The 17,035-nt window shown below is 52.9% G+C and carries 17 protein-coding genes and 1 rRNA gene; 5 read left to right on the forward strand and 13 right to left on the reverse strand.

Annotation, left to right across the window (positions count from 1 at the left end; all coding sequences use genetic code 11):
- Nucleotides 1-16: 16 nt before the first annotated feature.
- The 13 genes from HN413_10850 to HN413_10910 all read right to left on the reverse strand — a co-directional run bounded on the left by HN413_10850 (nt 17) and on the right by HN413_10910 (nt 12,308).
- Nucleotides 17-2,146, reverse strand: a complete 2,130-nt coding sequence (locus tag HN413_10850; protein MBT3390895.1) for an NADH-quinone oxidoreductase subunit L — start codon at nt 2,144-2,146, stop codon at nt 17-19.
- Nucleotides 2,147-2,157: 11 nt separating this feature from the next.
- Entirely contained in the window at nt 2,158-2,460 is a 303-nt protein-coding gene (nuoK, locus tag HN413_10855) for an NADH-quinone oxidoreductase subunit NuoK (GenBank protein MBT3390896.1), read from the reverse strand.
- 25 nt (nt 2,461-2,485) lie between these two features.
- Nucleotides 2,486-3,001, reverse strand: a complete 516-nt coding sequence (locus HN413_10860; protein MBT3390897.1) for an NADH-quinone oxidoreductase subunit J — start codon at nt 2,999-3,001, stop codon at nt 2,486-2,488.
- Between the two features lie 7 nt (nt 3,002-3,008).
- Nucleotides 3,009-3,533 (reverse strand): NADH-quinone oxidoreductase subunit NuoI, encoded by a 525-nt coding sequence (gene nuoI, locus HN413_10865; protein MBT3390898.1) that lies wholly within the window; start codon nt 3,531-3,533, stop codon nt 3,009-3,011.
- Between the two features lie 109 nt (nt 3,534-3,642).
- Nucleotides 3,643-4,644 carry an NADH-quinone oxidoreductase subunit NuoH gene (gene nuoH, locus HN413_10870; GenBank protein MBT3390899.1) on the reverse strand — a complete coding sequence of 334 codons (1,002 nt, stop codon included), beginning with the start codon at nt 4,642-4,644 and terminating at the stop codon, nt 3,643-3,645.
- Between the two features lie 13 nt (nt 4,645-4,657).
- The gene (nuoG, locus tag HN413_10875; protein MBT3390900.1) at nt 4,658-7,090 is read right to left on the reverse strand and encodes an NADH-quinone oxidoreductase subunit NuoG; all 2,433 of its coding nucleotides are present in this window, start codon (nt 7,088-7,090) and stop codon (nt 4,658-4,660) included.
- Complete coding sequence (gene nuoF, locus HN413_10880; protein ID MBT3390901.1) at nt 7,087-8,337, reverse strand: NADH-quinone oxidoreductase subunit NuoF; 1,251 nt, start codon at nt 8,335-8,337, stop codon at nt 7,087-7,089. The genes nuoG and nuoF overlap by 4 nt, the downstream gene beginning before the upstream one ends.
- Nucleotides 8,337-8,834: an NAD(P)H-dependent oxidoreductase subunit E gene (locus HN413_10885; GenBank protein MBT3390902.1), complete on the reverse strand. Its 498-nt coding sequence runs from the start codon at nt 8,832-8,834 to the stop codon at nt 8,337-8,339. Before HN413_10885 ends, nuoF begins: the two co-directional genes overlap by 1 nt.
- On the reverse strand, nt 8,831-10,069 hold the full coding sequence (nuoD, locus tag HN413_10890) for an NADH dehydrogenase (quinone) subunit D (GenBank protein ID MBT3390903.1): 1,239 nt from the start codon (nt 10,067-10,069) through the stop codon (nt 8,831-8,833). The genes HN413_10885 and nuoD overlap by 4 nt, the downstream gene beginning before the upstream one ends.
- A 39-nt stretch (nt 10,070-10,108) precedes the next feature.
- Nucleotides 10,109-10,621, reverse strand: coding sequence for an NADH-quinone oxidoreductase subunit C (locus HN413_10895; GenBank protein ID MBT3390904.1), 513 nt, complete (start codon nt 10,619-10,621; stop codon nt 10,109-10,111).
- A 10-nt stretch (nt 10,622-10,631) separates the two neighbouring features.
- Nucleotides 10,632-11,114 (reverse strand): NADH-quinone oxidoreductase subunit B, encoded by a 483-nt coding sequence (locus tag HN413_10900; GenBank protein ID MBT3390905.1) that lies wholly within the window; start codon nt 11,112-11,114, stop codon nt 10,632-10,634.
- Nucleotides 11,105-11,476, reverse strand: a complete 372-nt coding sequence (locus HN413_10905; protein MBT3390906.1) for an NADH-quinone oxidoreductase subunit A — start codon at nt 11,474-11,476, stop codon at nt 11,105-11,107. The genes HN413_10900 and HN413_10905 overlap by 10 nt, the downstream gene beginning before the upstream one ends.
- Nucleotides 11,477-11,819: 343 nt before the next feature.
- Nucleotides 11,820-12,308: a hypothetical protein gene (locus tag HN413_10910; protein MBT3390907.1), complete on the reverse strand. Its 489-nt coding sequence runs from the start codon at nt 12,306-12,308 to the stop codon at nt 11,820-11,822.
- 206 nt (nt 12,309-12,514) lie between these two features.
- On the opposite strand from HN413_10910, the gene HN413_10915 reads away from it, so the two are divergent.
- From HN413_10915 to HN413_10935, 5 genes are all read left to right on the forward strand, one after another.
- Entirely contained in the window at nt 12,515-13,219 is a 705-nt protein-coding gene (locus tag HN413_10915) for a LysM peptidoglycan-binding domain-containing protein (GenBank protein MBT3390908.1), read from the forward strand.
- Between the two features lie 124 nt (nt 13,220-13,343).
- On the forward strand, nt 13,344-14,897 hold the full coding sequence (gene dnaX / locus HN413_10920) for a DNA polymerase III subunit gamma/tau (protein ID MBT3390909.1): 1,554 nt from the start codon (nt 13,344-13,346) through the stop codon (nt 14,895-14,897).
- Between the two features lie 57 nt (nt 14,898-14,954).
- A complete protein-coding gene (locus HN413_10925) occupies nt 14,955-15,254 on the forward strand; it encodes a YbaB/EbfC family nucleoid-associated protein (GenBank protein ID MBT3390910.1) in 300 nt (99 codons plus the stop codon).
- A 22-nt stretch (nt 15,255-15,276) separates the two neighbouring features.
- Complete coding sequence (gene recR / locus HN413_10930; protein ID MBT3390911.1) at nt 15,277-15,882, forward strand: recombination protein RecR; 606 nt, start codon at nt 15,277-15,279, stop codon at nt 15,880-15,882.
- A gap of 352 nt (nt 15,883-16,234) precedes the next feature.
- Nucleotides 16,235-17,035 (forward strand): 16S ribosomal RNA (locus tag HN413_10935); the annotation flags it as partial.

Here is a 17,035-nt window from a genome sequence, read left to right on the forward strand (position 1 = left end):
ACCAAACGTTCAACGGTTATCGTAAGATGAGATAACCCAAGATAACGACTACACCAACGAATACCGATAAGGCGTAGTTGCGGACATAACCAGTTTGTAAGCGGCGCAGGCTGCCAGAGAGCATTTGTGTGCCTTGTGCCAGGCCGTTGGCAATTGCATCGATAAAGCCCAGATCAATCGGTTCGGCAAATACGCGGGCGATGGTCCTGAACCCGCTGGCAATCACCGAATCGTGGAACCAGTCGTGCCAGAATTTCCAGTCAATCGTATCGGCCAGGAAGCGTGCTAAAGCGATATAGGGATTGAGAATTACAGCCCAATAAAGTTCGTCGATCCACCATTTGTTTTCCATGCCGACGAAGATGGGGCCGAACATGCGTTTGAGTGGGTCGGTTTGTCCCTCGACGATGGGCTTGCGCCCGTAGAGCAGCCACGAAAGAAAGATGGCAAGCAGCCCCAGCACCGTGGAGGTGATTGCCACAGTGGGGTTAAATTCACCGTGATGCAGATGCAGGTGAAATGTCTCGTAGGTGTGTTCAATCCAATGCGTGAGCGTACTCACCCCGGGGAAATTCAGCGCCCCACCTAAAATGGAGAGAGCCGCCAAAATCATCAGGGGAACGGTCATAATCAGCGGGCTTTCCTCGGCGTGTTTGGCGGCCTCGTGGCGGGCTTTCCCGAAGAAAACCAGCCAGATTTGGCGTCCCATGTAAAAAGCAGTGAAGAAAGCCGCAATTGCCAGCAAAATATACACCGGGAAATTGAGCGTATTGGCTTCGGCCAAAATCTCATCTTTCGAGAAGAACCCCGCGAAGGGGGGGATACCTGCCAGGGCAATGGTGCCGATCATATATAGCCAGAACGTCACCGGCATAGTTTTTCGCATACCGCCCATATTACGCATATCACCGGGATCGAAGACTTCTTCCTCGTGATGGTCGGTATGGCCGTGGTCGTCGTGATCGTCGTGCCCGTGAGCAGCGTGGTGATGCCCGCGCTCAACGCCCAAAATCACTGATCCGGCGGAGAGGAAGAGCAATGCCTTGAAGAAAGCGTGTGTAATCAGGTGGAACATGCCCGCTACAAAGGCGCCCATGCCAACAGCTGCTACCATGAAGCCCAACTGGCTGATGGTGGAGTAGGCCAGCACTTTCTTGATGTCATATTGCCCAACGGCAATTGTGGCAGCAAATAAAGCTGTGATGCCGCCCACCAAGGCAACTGTATTTTGCGCCTGGGGTACCAGCGAGAATAAGGGGGCTGAACGCGCCACCAGATAAACGCCCGCCGTCACCATCGTCGCCGCATGGATCAGCGCCGAGACAGGGGTAGGGCCAGCCATGGCATCGGGCAGCCACACGAAGAGCGGAATCTGCGCCGATTTGCCGGCCACACCCAGCAGCATGAAGAGTGTAATCGCCAGAATAACGCCAGGATTATGTTCGGCAACATGATGAGCGTATTCGAAAACCTGATCGAATTGTACGCTCTTGAAAGCCCAGAACATGATAAAACCGGCGATTAAGAAGCCAAAGTCGCCAACGCGATTGGTAACGAAGGCCTTCTTCCCGGCGGTTGCGTTTTCGTGGCTGGGGCGTCCGAGCAGGTCTTTGTCGTACCAGAAACCGATCAGCAGGTACGAACACAGGCCCACGCCCTCCCAACCGACGAAGAGCATTAAGTAGTTATCGCCACTGACCAAAATCATCATGGCGGCGATGAACAGGTTGAAGAAGACGAAGAAGCGGCGGTAACGACCGGGGTCGTTCTTGAAGCGCACATCTTCGTGCATGTAGCCGATGGCATAGATATGGATCAGCGTGCCAACGCCGCCGACCACCATCATCATAGTGACTGAAAGTGTATCGACGCGGAAGGCCCAATCGATGTTCAATTCAGCAATCGAGATCCACTCAGCGAGGAGAATAGTTGTGCCTTCGGGGTGGGCGCGCAGCGAAAGCGCCAGCAGCACCGCAACCACAAAGGTCAACCCGGAGGCTGTGGCGGCCACGCCGCCGATCAGTTTTTCTCCGAATCGGCCACCGAACATGATATTAATCAGCAGCCCAATGGCTGGAAAGAAAACCAGCCAGGGCGCGAGGTAGAAGAAACTCGGTCCGCTTGTTGCGACTTCACTTAGGAGCATAATCTTCTCCATTAACCTTTAAGACTGCTCATCTGATCCACATCAATATTGTGCTTTGAGCGGAAGATGGCAACGATCAGCGCTAACCCCACCGCAACTTCTGCGGCGGCGACTGTCATGATGAAAAACACGAATACCTGCCCGCTGAGCGATTCGTAGCTGCGGGCAAAGGCCACAAAGGCCAAGTTAGCGGCATTGAGCATCAATTCGACGGACATAAAGATAATGATGGCGTTGCGGCGGATGAGAACGCCCAAAGCGCCAATCGTAAATAAAATGGCGGAAAGTGCAATATAGTAAGAAACTGGGAGCATATTCTTCTCCTTTATCGCCGTTCGATCAGGCGTCCTTTTTGTTTCGCTGGGTGAGTACAATCGCGCCAACCATCGCTACCAGCAACAGCACCGAAGTGACTTCGAAGGGCAGCAGATATTGGGTAAAGAGTATCTTGCCGATGGACGCCGGGCTGCCAAACCCCTCGGGCAGCGAACTGGCCGAGGCGATCACGCCTGTCTGGGTAAGCACCACAGAGAGAATTTCAGCAATCAGCCCCACCCCTAGCACGATTGCCAGCGGACGTTGCCAGCCCAGCGTTTGGCTTTGTCCCAGTTCTTCGGCGCCCAGGAGCATAATCACAAAGAGAAAAAGCACCATAATCGCCCCGGCATATACCGCCACCTGGCTTACAGCAATGAACGCGCCACCCAGAATCAGGTAGAAGAGCGCCACCGTGACAAAATTGACGATGAGGTAAAGCGCCGAATAGACGGCGTTGCGGCTAAAGAGCATCCCCAGCGCGGCGGCGATGGAGATAATTGCGAGAAAGAGAAATAAGATTAAGTCTGTATTATTCATAATTCACCTAATCCGTGGGGTTTGCCATCAGTGGAATTGAACGGGTGAACATCCCGGGTTCTACATCTTGCGGGGTCGCTTTCCCGTTTTCGGGCACGGCTACCAGGAGGCGTTCTTTCGTGTATATGGCTTCGGCCCGGCTGATAAACGAAAGTTCGTAGTTGTCTTCCAGCGTGACTGCCTCGGTGGGGCAGGCGTCTTCGCAATACCCGCAGTAGATACAGCGCAACATATTGATTTCGTAGGTACTGGCATAGCGCTCACCCGGCGAAAAACGGACGTCGTCGGTATTTTCGGCGGCTTCAACGAAGATGGCATCTGCCGGGCACGCCGCGGCGCACAGCGAACAACCGATGCACTTTTCCAGGCCATTCTCATAACGGTTGAGAACGTGCCTGCCGCGGAAGCGCGCCTTAACAGGCCGTTTGACCTCCGGGTACTGGATGGTCACCGGTTTTTCGAACATGGATGCGAATGTAATCCACATTCCTTTGAATATTTCTTGAACACGTGCTCGTTCTGGGAACGCCATGTGTGATCTCCTTTTGTGCGAGCGGATCTAATCCGTTCAACCGCTCGCCACCCCAGTGCTGCAACGCACATCCGAAGGATGACGGGCGCTGGGGACTTATCTTTGTTAACTACCCTTTGAGTACCAATATAACGGCAGTGAAAAATACATTTGCCAAAGACAGGGGGAGCAAAACTTTCCAGCCGAACGCCATCAGACGGTCGTATCGGAAGCGGGGCAAAGTGGCCCGCACCCAGATCATGCCAAAGAGCAAAATCAGAATCTTGATAAACAGAACCAATGGTTCAAAGGCTGCGGGAATGTCGATAAAGGGCAGGCGATAGCCGCCCAAAAAGAGCGTCGCGGCAATCGCGGCGATGGCGATCATCTTGATATATTCGGCCATGAAGAATAGCGCGAACTTCATACCGGAATATTCCGAGTGATACCCGGCGACCAATTCCTGCTCGGCTTCGGGCATATCGAACGGCGCACGATTGATTTCAGCCAGCCCGGCCAGCAAAAAGATGATAAAAGCCAGGAATTGCGGCAGTGCAAACCAGATTCCTTTCTGCGCTTCCACAATATCCACCAGACTCATTGAACCCGCCAACAAAATGGGGCCAATCAGTGACAGGCCCAGGGCCAACTCGTAGCTGACCATCTGCGCCGAGGCGCGCAAGCCGCCCAGCAGGGCATATTTGTTATTCGACGACCATCCGGCAATCACAACCCCGTATACGGCAATCGACGTCACGGCTGTTAGATACAGCACTCCAACGCTGACATCGGCCAGATAAAGATTGATTTCCCTTCCGCCGATGACAACCTGCCGCCCCCAGGGAATTACCGCCCAGATAATCAGCGCCGGAAGCACCGTAATGATTGGCGCCAGGATGAACAACACTTTGTCAGCCTTCGCAGGGATAAGTTCCTGATTGAATATCAACTTGACGCCGTCGGCGACCGGTTGCAGCAGCCCCCAGGGACCAGCGCGGTTCGGGCCAATGCGCACCTGAATGCGCGCCAACGCCCGGCGTTCATACAGTGTGAGATAAGCAAAACCAGTCACCCCAAACAGCAGCAAAATGACGGCTTTGATTACCCATTCAATAATTAATGCTTGATCCATGTGATACCTCAGTTTATGCTACGGCAGATTCAGCAATCCCAAACGTGAATTCGCTGGGCTGCTCAATTGGAATTCCCATACTGCGCGGCACGAGAGCGAAACCTTGCGGCACGCTTTCGTCTTCTTGAACCACAACATCGACTGCTAGGCTGCCATTCACACTCAGGCTGACAGCCATGCCGTCGGTCGATTTGAGTTTTTGTGAATCTTCAGGATTGACCAAAACAAACGGCTGTGCCAGACGGGGGTGCAATACCTTGGATGTGCCGACGAGTTTGCCCTGATCGTAGAGCCGCGTGATTGGCACAGCGACGACCCCGTCGTGAGCGGGGCGAACGGAGGCGGCTCGCGGAATTACTGCGGTGGGGGCTGCCGCGGTGGGGGCTTTATCTTCTCCCAGGGGAGTCAATTGCACACCCAGGCCCAGCTTATTCTCGTAGGATGTGCCGCCGTAGAACAAATCGCCACGGCTGACGATCGGCCACTGTTCAGTGACTTCGGCCAATTTGGCGTAGCTCAGGCCAGCATAACCGGCTACTTCAGCGCAAATTTGCGGGAAGACCAGCGACGGGAAGCGTCCTTTGAGTTCCACACCGGCTTTTGCGCCAATTTGCGCAGCGATGTCGAAATCGGCCTTGCTCTCGCCCTTGCTGCTGACTACGGGATAGAAGCGTTGTACACGCCGCTCGCCCGAAGTATAAGTGCCCTCGCGTTCTTGCTGTGCCTGTGCGGGTAATACCACATCGGCCAGCGCGGCGGTTTCGGTGAGGAACAACTCCTGCACGACGACGAAATCGACCTTTTGGACAGTTTCAGCCAGGGCAGGATTATCGCCGACGGGGTCAGCGCCGGCAATATAGAGCGCCTTTGCGGTTGAAAGGTCTGCCCCGGGGCGTAAGCCCATATCCCAGGCGCCTTGCGTGTTGGCCTGCGGCCACACACCCACCAGCGCACCGGATTTGCTGGCAGCCAGTTTTGCGCAGGCCTGTGCCACGGCGGCAGAACCCTCCAGGCCGAGGCCCTCGCTGCCGAAGAAGACAATCACTTTCGCGGCTTCGGCCAGACTAACCTTCTTGATGGCAGCAACTTCTTCGCCGTAGGTGTACCGGATAATTTCTGAAGCGTGGTGTTCAGTCTTGGTGGGGCGGGGGTTGACGACGGTCAATTTAGCCCCGCGTTTGGCCGCTTGCTTGACACGCAGCCACCACACCGGCGCTTCTTCTTCCAGATCGCAGGCGACGACTACAATCGCATCGCCCGCGCCGATCGTGGAAAGGTTTACAGTTTCCGACATGCTCATCTGAGCCGTCAGATCGCCGCCAGCCATATAGCTGTGCAGGGCTGCCGTGCCGCCCAGACCTTCGCTGAGCTTCTTGAGATTGAACAAGTCCTCATTGGGCAGCCGTCCACCCGCCAGAGTCAGCAATCCACCCCCGGCGTTTTTGAGTTGCTCGGCGACCAGCGTCAGGGCTTCATCCCAGCTCGCAGGGGTGAGTTCCCCATTTTTGCGAATCAATGGCTGGGTCAGGCGGTCGCTGCTATCCACATAATGATAGGCGAAGCGGCCTTTATCGCAGATCCATAATTCGTTGACCTGCTCGTTCTGGCGCGGCATCGCCCGTTTAATCACAATATCGCCGCCGGATTTGGCTTCACGGCGGGTGTTGTACGTCAGGTTGCACCCCACGGCGCAATGGCTGCATAGCGAAGCGGCCTGGTTGAGTTCCCAGGGGCGAGCGCCAAAGCGGAAATCCGCCGTAGTCAGCGCGCCGACAGGACAAATATCGGTAGTATTGCCCGACCAGTAGGAGTCGAAACCCGGTTCTGAGTTGGTGATGATGTCGGTGGCGCGGCCGCGGTTAAAGAATTCCAGCACCGGGTCGTCGGCGATCTCTTCCTGGAAGCGGATGCAGCGGGCGCATTGAATGCAGCGTTCGCGGTCCAGCCAGATCAGGTCGCCGAGGGCCACATTTTTGGCGGCGTGGATTTTCTCATCGAAGATGAAGCGGCTGTCGCTGGAGCCGTAAGCCATGGTCAAATTTTGCAGCGGGCACTCGCCGCCCTTGTCGCAGATCGGGCAGTCGAGCGGGTGCGAAGTCAGCAAGAATTCTACGATGTCTTCACGGCCTTGCTGCACTTTGTCGCTCAGACCGTCCACAACCATACCCTCCGAAACGGGGACGGTGCAGGCGGTTTCGAGTTTCCAGCCAAATTGAATTTTGGGGTTGCCGTCTTCTTCGAGCACGGCTTCGCCGGTGGCACGGTCAAATACCGGGCGGCCAATATCTACCAGACACATGCGGCACATGCCCACCGGTTCCATCTTGGGATGGTAGCAGAAAACCGGGATGTCTATGCCGGCATTCTTGGCGGCGTCTACGACGATGGTGCCATCAGGTACAGTGACTTGCTGGCCGTCTATGGTTAGGGTAATTTCTTTTGTCATCGGTTCACCTTCGCTTCAAAATCCTGCGGGAAGCGTTCAACGCCCGAAACGACGGCCTGCAAGGAGAACTCGCCTAGCGCGCACAGGCATTTATTCTGTATCTGGTAGGCAACCTTCGTCAACAATTCAACATCAAAACTGCTGCCTTCGCCGTGATGAATGCGCTCGATAATATGGCTCATCCAGTAGTTGCCTTCACGACAGGGGGTGCATTTGCCGCACGATTCATGTTTGAAGAAGTGGATGGTCTTGTTGAGTACCCAGTCAATGCTGAAACTGTCGTCAATTACAATCACCGAGGCGGAGCCTAAATCGGCTTTGAGCGTGCGTACCGAGGCGTAATCCATGGGCGTATCGAGGGCTTCGTCGGTGGCAACGATCATTGCTGAGGAGGCACCCGCTGCCATAATGGCCTTGATCTTGTTGCCGTTGGCGATTCCGCCGCCGTGTTCGTAAATCAGCTCGCGGAATGTTGTCCCGAAGGGTAACTCGTAGTTGCCGGGTTTATTGACGCACCCCGAAAGGCTGAAAATTTTCACCCCGGCGGTATCTTCGGTGCCCAGCGATTTGTACCAATCAGCGCCTTTGGTGATAATTGACGGCACGTTGGTGAGGGTTTCTACATTATTGACCACAGTCGGCTTGCCATACAACCCAAAGGAGGGCGGGAACGGCGGGCGCAAACGCGGCTGGCCGCGCTTGCCTTCCAGCGATTCGAGTAGCGCGGTTTCTTCGCCGCAGATATAAGCCCCCGCACCCAGATGGGTGTAAATCCGCAGGCTGTAGTCAGTGCCGAAGAGCTTGTCGCCTAACAGACCGGCAGCTTCCATCTCGGCGATTTTTTCATCGAGATAGTGAGCCACCTGCCAGAACTCGCCGCGGCAATACACATACGCGGCGTTCGCCCCGACCGCGTAGGATGAAATTGCCACACCCTCCAAAAACTGGAAGGGATTGCTTTCCATAATCTCGCGGTCCTTAAAAGTGCCCGGCTCCGATTCATCGGCATTAGCGACGACGTAATGGGGCCAGTTTTTGTTATCCATGAAGGTCCACTTGACCCCGGTGGGGAAGCCCGCACCGCCGCGTCCGCGCAACCCGGAAGCCTTGACAATCTCAGTGACTTCTTCGGGTTTCATCGCTTTGACAACTTTCTTGAAAGCTTCAAAGCCGCCTTTTTTCTTGTAAACATCCAGCTGGTTGATCTCAGGGATGTCGCGATGTCGAAGGAGTACGTGTTCAGCCATTATTTCTCCTCCTTCCAGGTTTCAATTAAGGCCATCGTGCTTTCCACGGTCATATGTTCGTGATATTCCAATCCCTCACGGCTTTGCGCCTGGAACATAGGCGCTTTATCGCATGCCGCCAGGCACATCACCGGCTCAATGGTAACCAGCCCATCGGGCGTGGTTTCGCCAGGCTGGATATTCAGGGCATCACAAAGCTCTTCTAGGAATTTATCGGCGCCGCGTAACGCGCAGGGCAGATCGTTACAAACCTGAATGCGAATCTTACCCGCTGGTTTATCGTGATACAGCGTGTAAAACCCAATCAGCGTTGCAACTTCGGTAGGGGTAATTTCTACAATCTCAGCAATATCATGGATGTCTTGCTTGCTAACATAGCCGCCTTCACGCTGTGCCATGTATAGCAGCGTCATCACCGCCGAGCGTTTCTCTTCTGGAGGATATTTCGCCAGAATTTTCTGTATTTCGTCTGCGTATTTGTCTGCTAATTTGTTCACCGGTCCGAATCTCCCAAGACAATATCAACGCTACCGATAATTGCCACCAGATCGGCAATTAAGTGCCCCTTACTCAGGAAGGGCAGCGCTTGCAAGTGGATGAAGGATGGCGTGCGCCAGTGGATGCGATAGGGCTTGTTGCTGCCATCACTTTCGAGATAAACTCCTAACTCACCGCGGGGGGATGCCACCGGAACATATACATATCCTTTGGGAGCGTTATATCCATCGGTCCACAGCTTAAAGTGGTGGATCAAAGCCTCCATGCTGGTTCCAATCTCTGAGCGGGGGGGCGGGACGAATTTGTGGTTGCTGCTGCGCACCGGAGCGCCGTCCAGTTCTTTGAGCTTTTTCAGCCCCTGTTCGATAATCCGTAGCGACTGCCAGAACTCATCCATGCGCACACGGTATCGGGCAAATACATCACCCCCGGTAGCCGTGGGGACTTCGAAATCGTACTCTTCATAGCCAGAGTAGGGGCGCACTTTCCGGTTGTCGTAGGCCACCCCCGAGCCGCGTAGCGATGGGCCTGTAAATCCGCGGGCAACCGCCTCTTCGGCAGAGATCACGCCAATCCCTTTGACGCGGTCAATGAAGAGCGGGTTTTTTGTCAGCAGGCCTTCATATTGCTCGATGCGTTTGGGAAAATATTCCAAAAAATCTTGCACCAGTTGCACAAACTCGCCGGATACATCCCGCCATAAGCCACCCGGTCGGATGTAGGTGGTCATCATGCGTTGCCCCGACACACTTTCGAAAATATCGAGAATAATTTCGCGCTCGCGGAAACAATACAAGAACATCGACATAGCCGCCAGGTCGAGCGATTGTGTGCCCAGCCAGATCAGATGTGAAGCGATGCGCTGTAATTCCGCCAGAATCACACGGATCACCTGCGCCCGCGGGGGCACATCCAGTTCGACCAGTTTTTCGACCGCCAGACAGTAGGCCAGATTATTGCCGATGGTATTGAGATAATCCAGACGATCAGTCATCACCTCGGCCTGTTCGTAGCGCTTGGCTTCCATATTTTTTTCAACACCGGTATGCAAGAAACCAATATCGGGCACACAGTTGACAATCGTTTCGCCGTCAAGTTCCAGCATCAAACGCAGCACGCCGTGGGTACTGGGGTGCTGCGGCCCCATATTGAGCAGCATGGTTTCACCCGTTAGCGCTCGATCGGAGACGAGATGTTTGAGTTCGTCAAAAGTAACTTCTTGAAGTTGCACCATAGGAACCTCATTTTCGTAAATACGGAAACCGTATTACGCTTATTCCTTCACGTAGGGTTTTTTCTTGTCAATTTCTTCCGCATTGAAGCTGAACTGAACTTCTTCATATCCCAAGGGGTAGTCTTTCCTCAGCGGGTGGCCTTCCCAGTCGGCGGGCATGAGAATTCGTCTCAGATCAGAGTGCCCGTCAACTTGAATGCCAAACATATCCCAGAGTTCGCGTTCGTGCCAATTTGCATTTGGGTAGAGTTTTTCGATAGTAGGGATTTTTGGATTCTCGCCCGGCACCAAAACGCGCAATCGGAGCGTAATATTGTTTTCGATAGAGTACAGTTGATAAACTACATGGAAACGGGGATCGTTTGCGGGCCAGTAATCAACGGCCGTCAGGCTTGATAACAAATTGAAGTCGAAATCGTCGCGTAATTGGCGGCAAATTTCCACTACATCATTCGGGGAGAGAATCAGCGAAACCTCATCCCGGAACGTCAGTTCGTCTACGTCATAGCCTTTGCGGATTGCTTGAATAGCGTTTTTGAGTTTTTCGTCCATAATTATCCGTTTATTTCCAATCCGTGATTTTTTCTCGTTCTACTTTTTCGTAGAGTGTGAGAATGCCGTGAATCAGTCCCTCTGGTCGGGGGGGGCATCCAGCAATGTAGACATCAATCGGAATGATCTCATCTACGCCCTGTACAATGGCATAGTTATTGAAAACGCCGCCGCTCGAAGCACAATCTCCCATAGCAATCGCCCACTTGGGGTCCGGCAGTTGATCGTAAAGCCGGCGGATCACCGGAGCCATTTTGCGGGATACGCGTCCCGCTACAATCAACAAATCTGATTGACGGGGGCTGGCGCGCATCAACTCCATACCGAAGCGGCTCATATCATAGTGACTGGCCTCGGCTGCCATCATTTCGATGGCGCAGCAAGCCAAACCCGATAGCAGCGGCCACATGGCCCGCGTCCGGCCCCAGTTGACAACCTTTTCCAATGTAGTGGTAACAATTCCCATGTTACCGAGTTTTTGTTCTATTCCCATTCCAGGGCTCCTTTCTTCCAGGCATACACATACCCTACCAATAAGATCAGGATAAAGACAAACATCTCGACGAGCGCGAAAAGCCCCAGGCTATTGTCGATGAAATCGCGCAGTACCACAGCCCAAGGCAAGAAGAAGATAATTTCGATGTCAAAAAGGATGAAAAGTACAGCCACTAAATAGTATTTCACAGACATGCGCCGTGTTCCGGGCCCATAAGGTGTGACTCCCGATTCATAGGGCATGGCTTTTGCATCGGTATGACGTTTTGGGCCAAATAAATGGCCTAAAATAACCACAAGGGCGGCTAACCCAGTGGCCAATAGTATGAGTATGGCGATTGGGGCATAGTCAAGGAGCATAGGAAATCCTCAGGTAAAGATATTGGTAATTTTTATGGTTTTGGGTAGCTTAGGTAGATTTGACGAAGTATATCACAGGATGTTTTTGAGAGGTAGGCAGAGTGTAAAATTTCACAAATATCAACGAATATTTGCATAAAAAATGTATAAAAAAAAGAAATCGTTGAACGTGTGGGGGACACGCTCAACGATTTCTTTTTAGGAGGACCACCAATCTCACCCACATATAGGGCAAGGAAAGTGGTGCGATACTTGCAAGGTACCAGTAAAAGGAGAAGCAAGTACCAACGTCAACAATATATACTATTTCGGTCTAAATTGCATTAAAATAAAATGAGACTTTTTATCCGTTTGATGTGTGGTTTTTCTTATCCCGGAATAGTTGCAGCCATTCTTCAACTTCAGCCGGGCCGATTTGTTCTTCTTGCGCGGGAGCCGACTGGCTGGCGCGCTCGTTGGTGGTGCTCATAAGTTGAGCAAACGCTTGAGATGAGAGTGTACTGGCCCGGCTGCTGCGGGCAGCGGCCAGTACCTGCCGATCTGAACTGACTACCGTCCAATTGCGGGCATCATTACCTAATTCCTTCAGACGCTTCACTATGGCGCTATCTGCTGTCGCTCCATGGCGAACAAAATGGGTTTTTACCCCGCCAATTTTGCGGATGCCGCTTTCCCCCGGCAGCGCGCCATCAAAGAAAACTTCCACTTTTTTGCGACTTTGGCGCTGAAAGGTTTGAAGTTTCTGGATCAACTGGTTTTCATCGTCGATGGAACGCAGACTTAATCCGGCAATCTTGGGAATCAGGTTGTGGCCGTCAATTAGGTAAGGCATACAAACGTGCTTTATAATAGTAGGAGTAGATATTACGGAATTCGATTATGATTTGGTGATTGTAGTGTCAGTGCTGTTCTTCGTCAATAGAGAGTATAGATCACCAGATCAAGCGCATTTACAAAGGTGCAACGCGCTTTGCAGCGATAATTGCAGCCGATGCGCTAGGGAAGAATTAATGATTGCGTCTGGAGAATTACAAGTTTATGCAGTGGAAACGCTTGTCCTATTACCTGTTACTTAATATTGTGGTTTCGATCGCAACAACCTTAATTGTGTTGACCCTTTGGGAGCGCGCCCACCAAAACGAGTTTGACCGCGTTGCCGCCGATGTTATTTTACCAACAAATGCTCCGATTGCTTTAGAAACCGCTGCCGAACCAACGCTAGAGCCTCCCCAGGCTCTATTGGCGCATCAGGTGCGCGCCGGTGAAACACTGGGCGATATTGCCTTGGAGTATGATGTCACCGTTGAAGAGTTATTGGAACTTAATGGCCTGACAGATGCGGATGCTATCGGAACCGGCCTGGTTATCTATGTTCCAGACCCGGATGCTGCCCCGTTGTCCGCTACAGTTGTTCCGGCAGTGGAAGTGGCTCAAGGGAGCGTTGAAATTGTCTCAGTGCTGGCGGTTGGCGACTTAGCGACAGAGCGAGTTGTGCTGGGCGACGCTGGGGGAGAAAAAATATCCCTGGCAGGCTGGCAGCTCGGCGATGAAGACGGGAATCTCTACACGCTTCCTCAGGCAACCCTGTATGAAAATGGTCAAATTATTATTTATTCTCGCACCGATGTCGATAATCCACTGGAACTCTTTTGGGGCGCGGCGGAGGCTGTTTGGCAATCGGGTGAAATTGTGACCCTCTACGACGCAGCCGGAAATATACATACAAATTATCAAGTTCCATAACATCGCAGCGCGAAATTGTGCAGATCCCCACATCTATGAATTGACCCAACTTCTGCCCGCATGTTACACTTGATTACCAACCGACCAACCGACCAACCGACCAACCGACCAACCGACCAACCCCATGACCCAAGCCTACTACCGAAAATGGCGACCCCAATCCTGGGACCAAGTTATCGGCCAGGAACATATTACTACCACGCTGCGCAATGCTGTTTCCCATGACCGCGTTGCTCATGCCTATCTCTTTGCCGGACCGCGCGGCACCGGGAAAACCAGCTCGGCGCGTTTGTTAGCAAAGTCTGTCAATTGCCTTAGCGACGATCTGGCCGAGCGTCCCTGTGGGCAGTGTGCGCATTGTCAGGCCGTTAATCAGAGTCGTTTCATGGATCTGATCGAAATTGACGCCGCGTCCAACACCAGTGTGGATGATGTGCGTAACCTGCGCGATAAAATTAATTTCTCACCCAACCAGGGCCGCTTCAAAGTCTATATTATTGACGAAGTTCACATGCTTTCAACCGCGGCTTTTAACGCCCTGTTGAAAACACTTGAAGAGCCACCTGCTCACGCCATCTTCATTCTGGCGACCACCGAAGTACATAAAATTCCGGCTACAGTACTCTCGCGTTGTCAGCGACACGAATTCCGCAGCATCCCCGTGACCGATATGGTGCGCTTGTTGGAAAATATTGCCGAGAACGAAAACCTTGAAATTGACAGCGACACTCTAACGCTCATCGCTCGGCAAGCTACAGGCAGCTTGCGTGACGCTGTTTCGTTGCTCGACCAACTTGCCGCCACCGCACAGGAAATCACCCTTCCGGTTGCGCAGGCTGTCTTGGGTACGGCTACCAATCAGGCTGTGTTGGAAATTCTTGACGCCTTACACGCCAGAGATGCTGCCGATGGGTTGAATTGCATTCATCGCACCCTCGATACCGGCAGCGATCCGCGCCAGTTTGCGCGCCAAATTGTGGATTATTTGCGCAATGTATTGCTTTTTCGCATGGGCAATGCCGATCAGATAGATGCATCCACGGAGACGCGTGAGAAAATGGTGGCACATGCCCAGGCTTTTGAAGCATCAGAATTATTGCGTTTATTGAAAAACTTCAACCGCGCTGCGGGCGAAGCACGCAATGCCTGGCAGCCGGCTTTACCATTAGAGATGGCTTTTGTGGAATCTTTGGAGCTACCCGCCCCGGAGGTGGTACAGCCTCCGAGTGGGCCGAGCACCCCAAAAAGGAGTCCCGCACTTGCTCCGAGTGGGCGCGCACCCTCAGGGCAAGATTCTGTCCCCAAGCCGAAATCCGCCAAAACAGCCTCTGTCGAAAAAGCACTGCCCAACGAAATCACCCAACATTGGGAAGCGATTTTGAAGCAAGTGCGCGAACAAAGCCCCCAAACACAGGCTTTGCTCAATTCTTGTAATCCATTGGGCGTGAAAGGTAACGCGCTGGTACTGGGCTTCAATGGCGAGTTTGCAAAATCGAAAATGGAAACTGGCGAAAATATTGATATCCTGCAAAAAGTTATGCAACAAGTGCTGGGCAAAAGCATGTCGGTGCTGTGCGTAGTATCGCAGGGTGGCGAATTGCCTCCCGATATTGATCAGGAAGGCATGGTTGCTACCGCCTTGCGTGATTTAGGCGGCAAAATTGTGGACGTGCAGTAAAAATAGAAACGACCGGAGGAACTCATGGCAAAACGACCCCGACAACCTCGCCCCCCGATGAGTGGTGGCGGTGGCATGATGAAGCAACTTCAGCAACTACAAGAGCAAATGGCAGTTGCTCAAGAATCGCTCACCAACGAAACTGTCTCCGCAACGGCTGGCGGCGGTGTGGTTTCGGCAACTGTTACAGGCGATCAACAACTTCAAGCGATCAAGTTGGATCCTGCCATCCTGGAAGACGCAGATGTAGAAATGATTCAGGATTTGATTCTGATCGCTGTTAACAGCGCTTTAGATAAATCTCGTGAACTGGCTGCCGAGCGCTTGGGCCCTCTGACGAGCGGTTTGCCCTTCTGACCCGACAACGCCCTGGCTGATTATGTCGCTCCCACTCCCAATTCAGAACCTGATCGACGCACTGTCGCGTTTGCCGGGTATCGGTCCCAAAACGGCCTCTCGGTTAACCTTTTATTTATTGCGCGCCCCGGATAATTTTTCACTCGATTTGGCGGAAGCGCTCGATGTACTCAAATCAGGCACCGCGTTTTGTCAGCGTTGTTATAACATCACCGAAGCCGGGCGCACTGAATGTATTGTTTGTGCCGATGAGGCGCGCGATCGCTCGATTTTATGCATCGTTGAAGAGCCGCTTGATGTTTTGGCGCTTGAGCGTACCGATGGCTTTCGCGGGGTCTATCATGTATTGCATGGCGCGCTATCCCCCATCGAAGGGATCGGGCCTGAAGATCTGAAAATTCGCGAATTGTTGGGACGTTGCGAGCAAGAAGATATTCGCGAAGTTATTCTGGCGACTAATCCCAGTATGGAAGGGGATGCAACCGCCATGTATCTGCGCGGGCAATTGGCTCATTTTGATATACAGATCACACGCCTGGCGCGCGGCCTGCCCATGGGCGGCGATCTCGAATACGCCGACCAAAGCACGTTGCTACGCGCTCTGGCGGGCCGCCAACACATGGATTAGCCTACCCTGGGCACCAATTTTGATGAATTTTGAAAATTGCTCCAATTTGCCCTTGACATTCGCTTTCAAATCCGTATAATTATCCCCCGTCGAACAAAACAAGTGACCTAGCCCAAACGGGCAGATCAGTAACAACTAAATAGGCATTGAAAAAAGTGCCGATGTCGAAAAAGACGATATCGGTTCTAATTTTGTGTCTAAAAGTGTCTTGACAGTTCGATAGAGCCTTGATACAATCCAAGACTGCTCTAAAAAATGCACCTTGACAACTGAAGAGTGACAGAAAGCGAAAACCTAGTCAATTTTTGTAAGTCTCATGTAAATCCCGCATCTTCGGATGCTAGTTTTATGCGGAGAGTTTGATCCTGGCTCAGGATGAACGCTGGCGGCGTGCCTAATACATGCAAGTCGAACGAGGAGCCCTGATACGTGTATTCGTACTCGTGGATGGGATTTCCTAGTGGCGAACGGGTGAGTAACGCGTTGGTGACCTGCCTCGAAGCGGGGGATAACTCCGGGAAACTGGAGCTAATACCCCATGTGGTCGTAGTTTCTAGAAATCTACGTCTAAAGGAGTAATCCACTTCGAGAGGGGCCTGCGTCCCATCAGCTAGTTGGTAGGGTAATGGCCTACCAAGGCATACGGGTAGGGGACCTGAGAGGGTGGCCCCCCACACTGGAACTGAAACACGGTCCGGTAACACGTAGGAGGCAAGCGTTATCCGGATTTACTGGGCGTAAAGCGCGTGTAGGCGGTTTGGCAAGTCGGATGTGAAAGCTCCTGGCTCAACTGGGAGAGGTCGTTCGAAACTGCCAGACTCGAGGACGGTAGAGGGAGGTGGAATTCCCGGTGTAGTAGTGAAATGCGTAGATATCGGGAGGAACACCAGTGGCGAAGGCGGTCTTCTGGGCCGGTCCTGACGCTGAGACGCGAAAGCATGGGTAGCGAACGGGATTAGAAACCCCGGTAGTCCATGCCGTAAACGATGCGAACTTGGTGTCGGTGGTGTAAAAACTGTCGGTGCCGAAGCTAACGCGATAAGTTCGCCGCCTGGGGATTACGGCCGCAAGGCTAAAACTCAAAGGAATTGACGGGTTCCCGCACAAGCAGCGGAGCGTGTGGTTTAATTCGATGCTACGCGAAGAACCTTAC

Source organism: Chloroflexota bacterium (assembly GCA_018648225.1).
Lineage (GTDB): Bacteria > Chloroflexota > Anaerolineae > Anaerolineales > UBA11858 > NIOZ-UU35.

Coding starts and splice junctions, on each gene's coding strand:
- HN413_10850 (MBT3390895.1), bottom strand. CDS start 2,146: ATGCTCCTAAGTGAAGTCGCAACAAGCGGACCGAGTTTCTTCTACCTC.
- nuoD (MBT3390903.1), bottom strand. CDS start 10,069: ATGGTGCAACTTCAAGAAGTTACTTTTGACGAACTCAAACATCTCGTC.
- HN413_10915 (MBT3390908.1), top strand. CDS start 12,515: ATGCAGTGGAAACGCTTGTCCTATTACCTGTTACTTAATATTGTGGTT.
- nuoG (MBT3390900.1), bottom strand. CDS start 7,090: ATGACAAAAGAAATTACCCTAACCATAGACGGCCAGCAAGTCACTGTA.
- HN413_10860 (MBT3390897.1), bottom strand. CDS start 3,001: ATGAATAATACAGACTTAATCTTATTTCTCTTTCTCGCAATTATCTCC.
- nuoH (MBT3390899.1), bottom strand. CDS start 4,644: ATGGATCAAGCATTAATTATTGAATGGGTAATCAAAGCCGTCATTTTG.
- HN413_10925 (MBT3390910.1), top strand. CDS start 14,955: ATGAGTGGTGGCGGTGGCATGATGAAGCAACTTCAGCAACTACAAGAG.
- dnaX (MBT3390909.1), top strand. CDS start 13,344: ATGACCCAAGCCTACTACCGAAAATGGCGACCCCAATCCTGGGACCAA.
- nuoI (MBT3390898.1), bottom strand. CDS start 3,533: ATGGCGTTCCCAGAACGAGCACGTGTTCAAGAAATATTCAAAGGAATG.
- HN413_10895 (MBT3390904.1), bottom strand. CDS start 10,621: ATGGACGAAAAACTCAAAAACGCTATTCAAGCAATCCGCAAAGGCTAT.
- recR (MBT3390911.1), top strand. CDS start 15,277: ATGTCGCTCCCACTCCCAATTCAGAACCTGATCGACGCACTGTCGCGT.
- nuoF (MBT3390901.1), bottom strand. CDS start 8,337: ATGGCTGAACACGTACTCCTTCGACATCGCGACATCCCTGAGATCAAC.
- HN413_10900 (MBT3390905.1), bottom strand. CDS start 11,114: ATGGGAATAGAACAAAAACTCGGTAACATGGGAATTGTTACCACTACA.
- nuoK (MBT3390896.1), bottom strand. CDS start 2,460: ATGCTCCCAGTTTCTTACTATATTGCACTTTCCGCCATTTTATTTACG.
- HN413_10905 (MBT3390906.1), bottom strand. CDS start 11,476: ATGCTCCTTGACTATGCCCCAATCGCCATACTCATACTATTGGCCACT.
- HN413_10910 (MBT3390907.1), bottom strand. CDS start 12,308: ATGCCTTACCTAATTGACGGCCACAACCTGATTCCCAAGATTGCCGGA.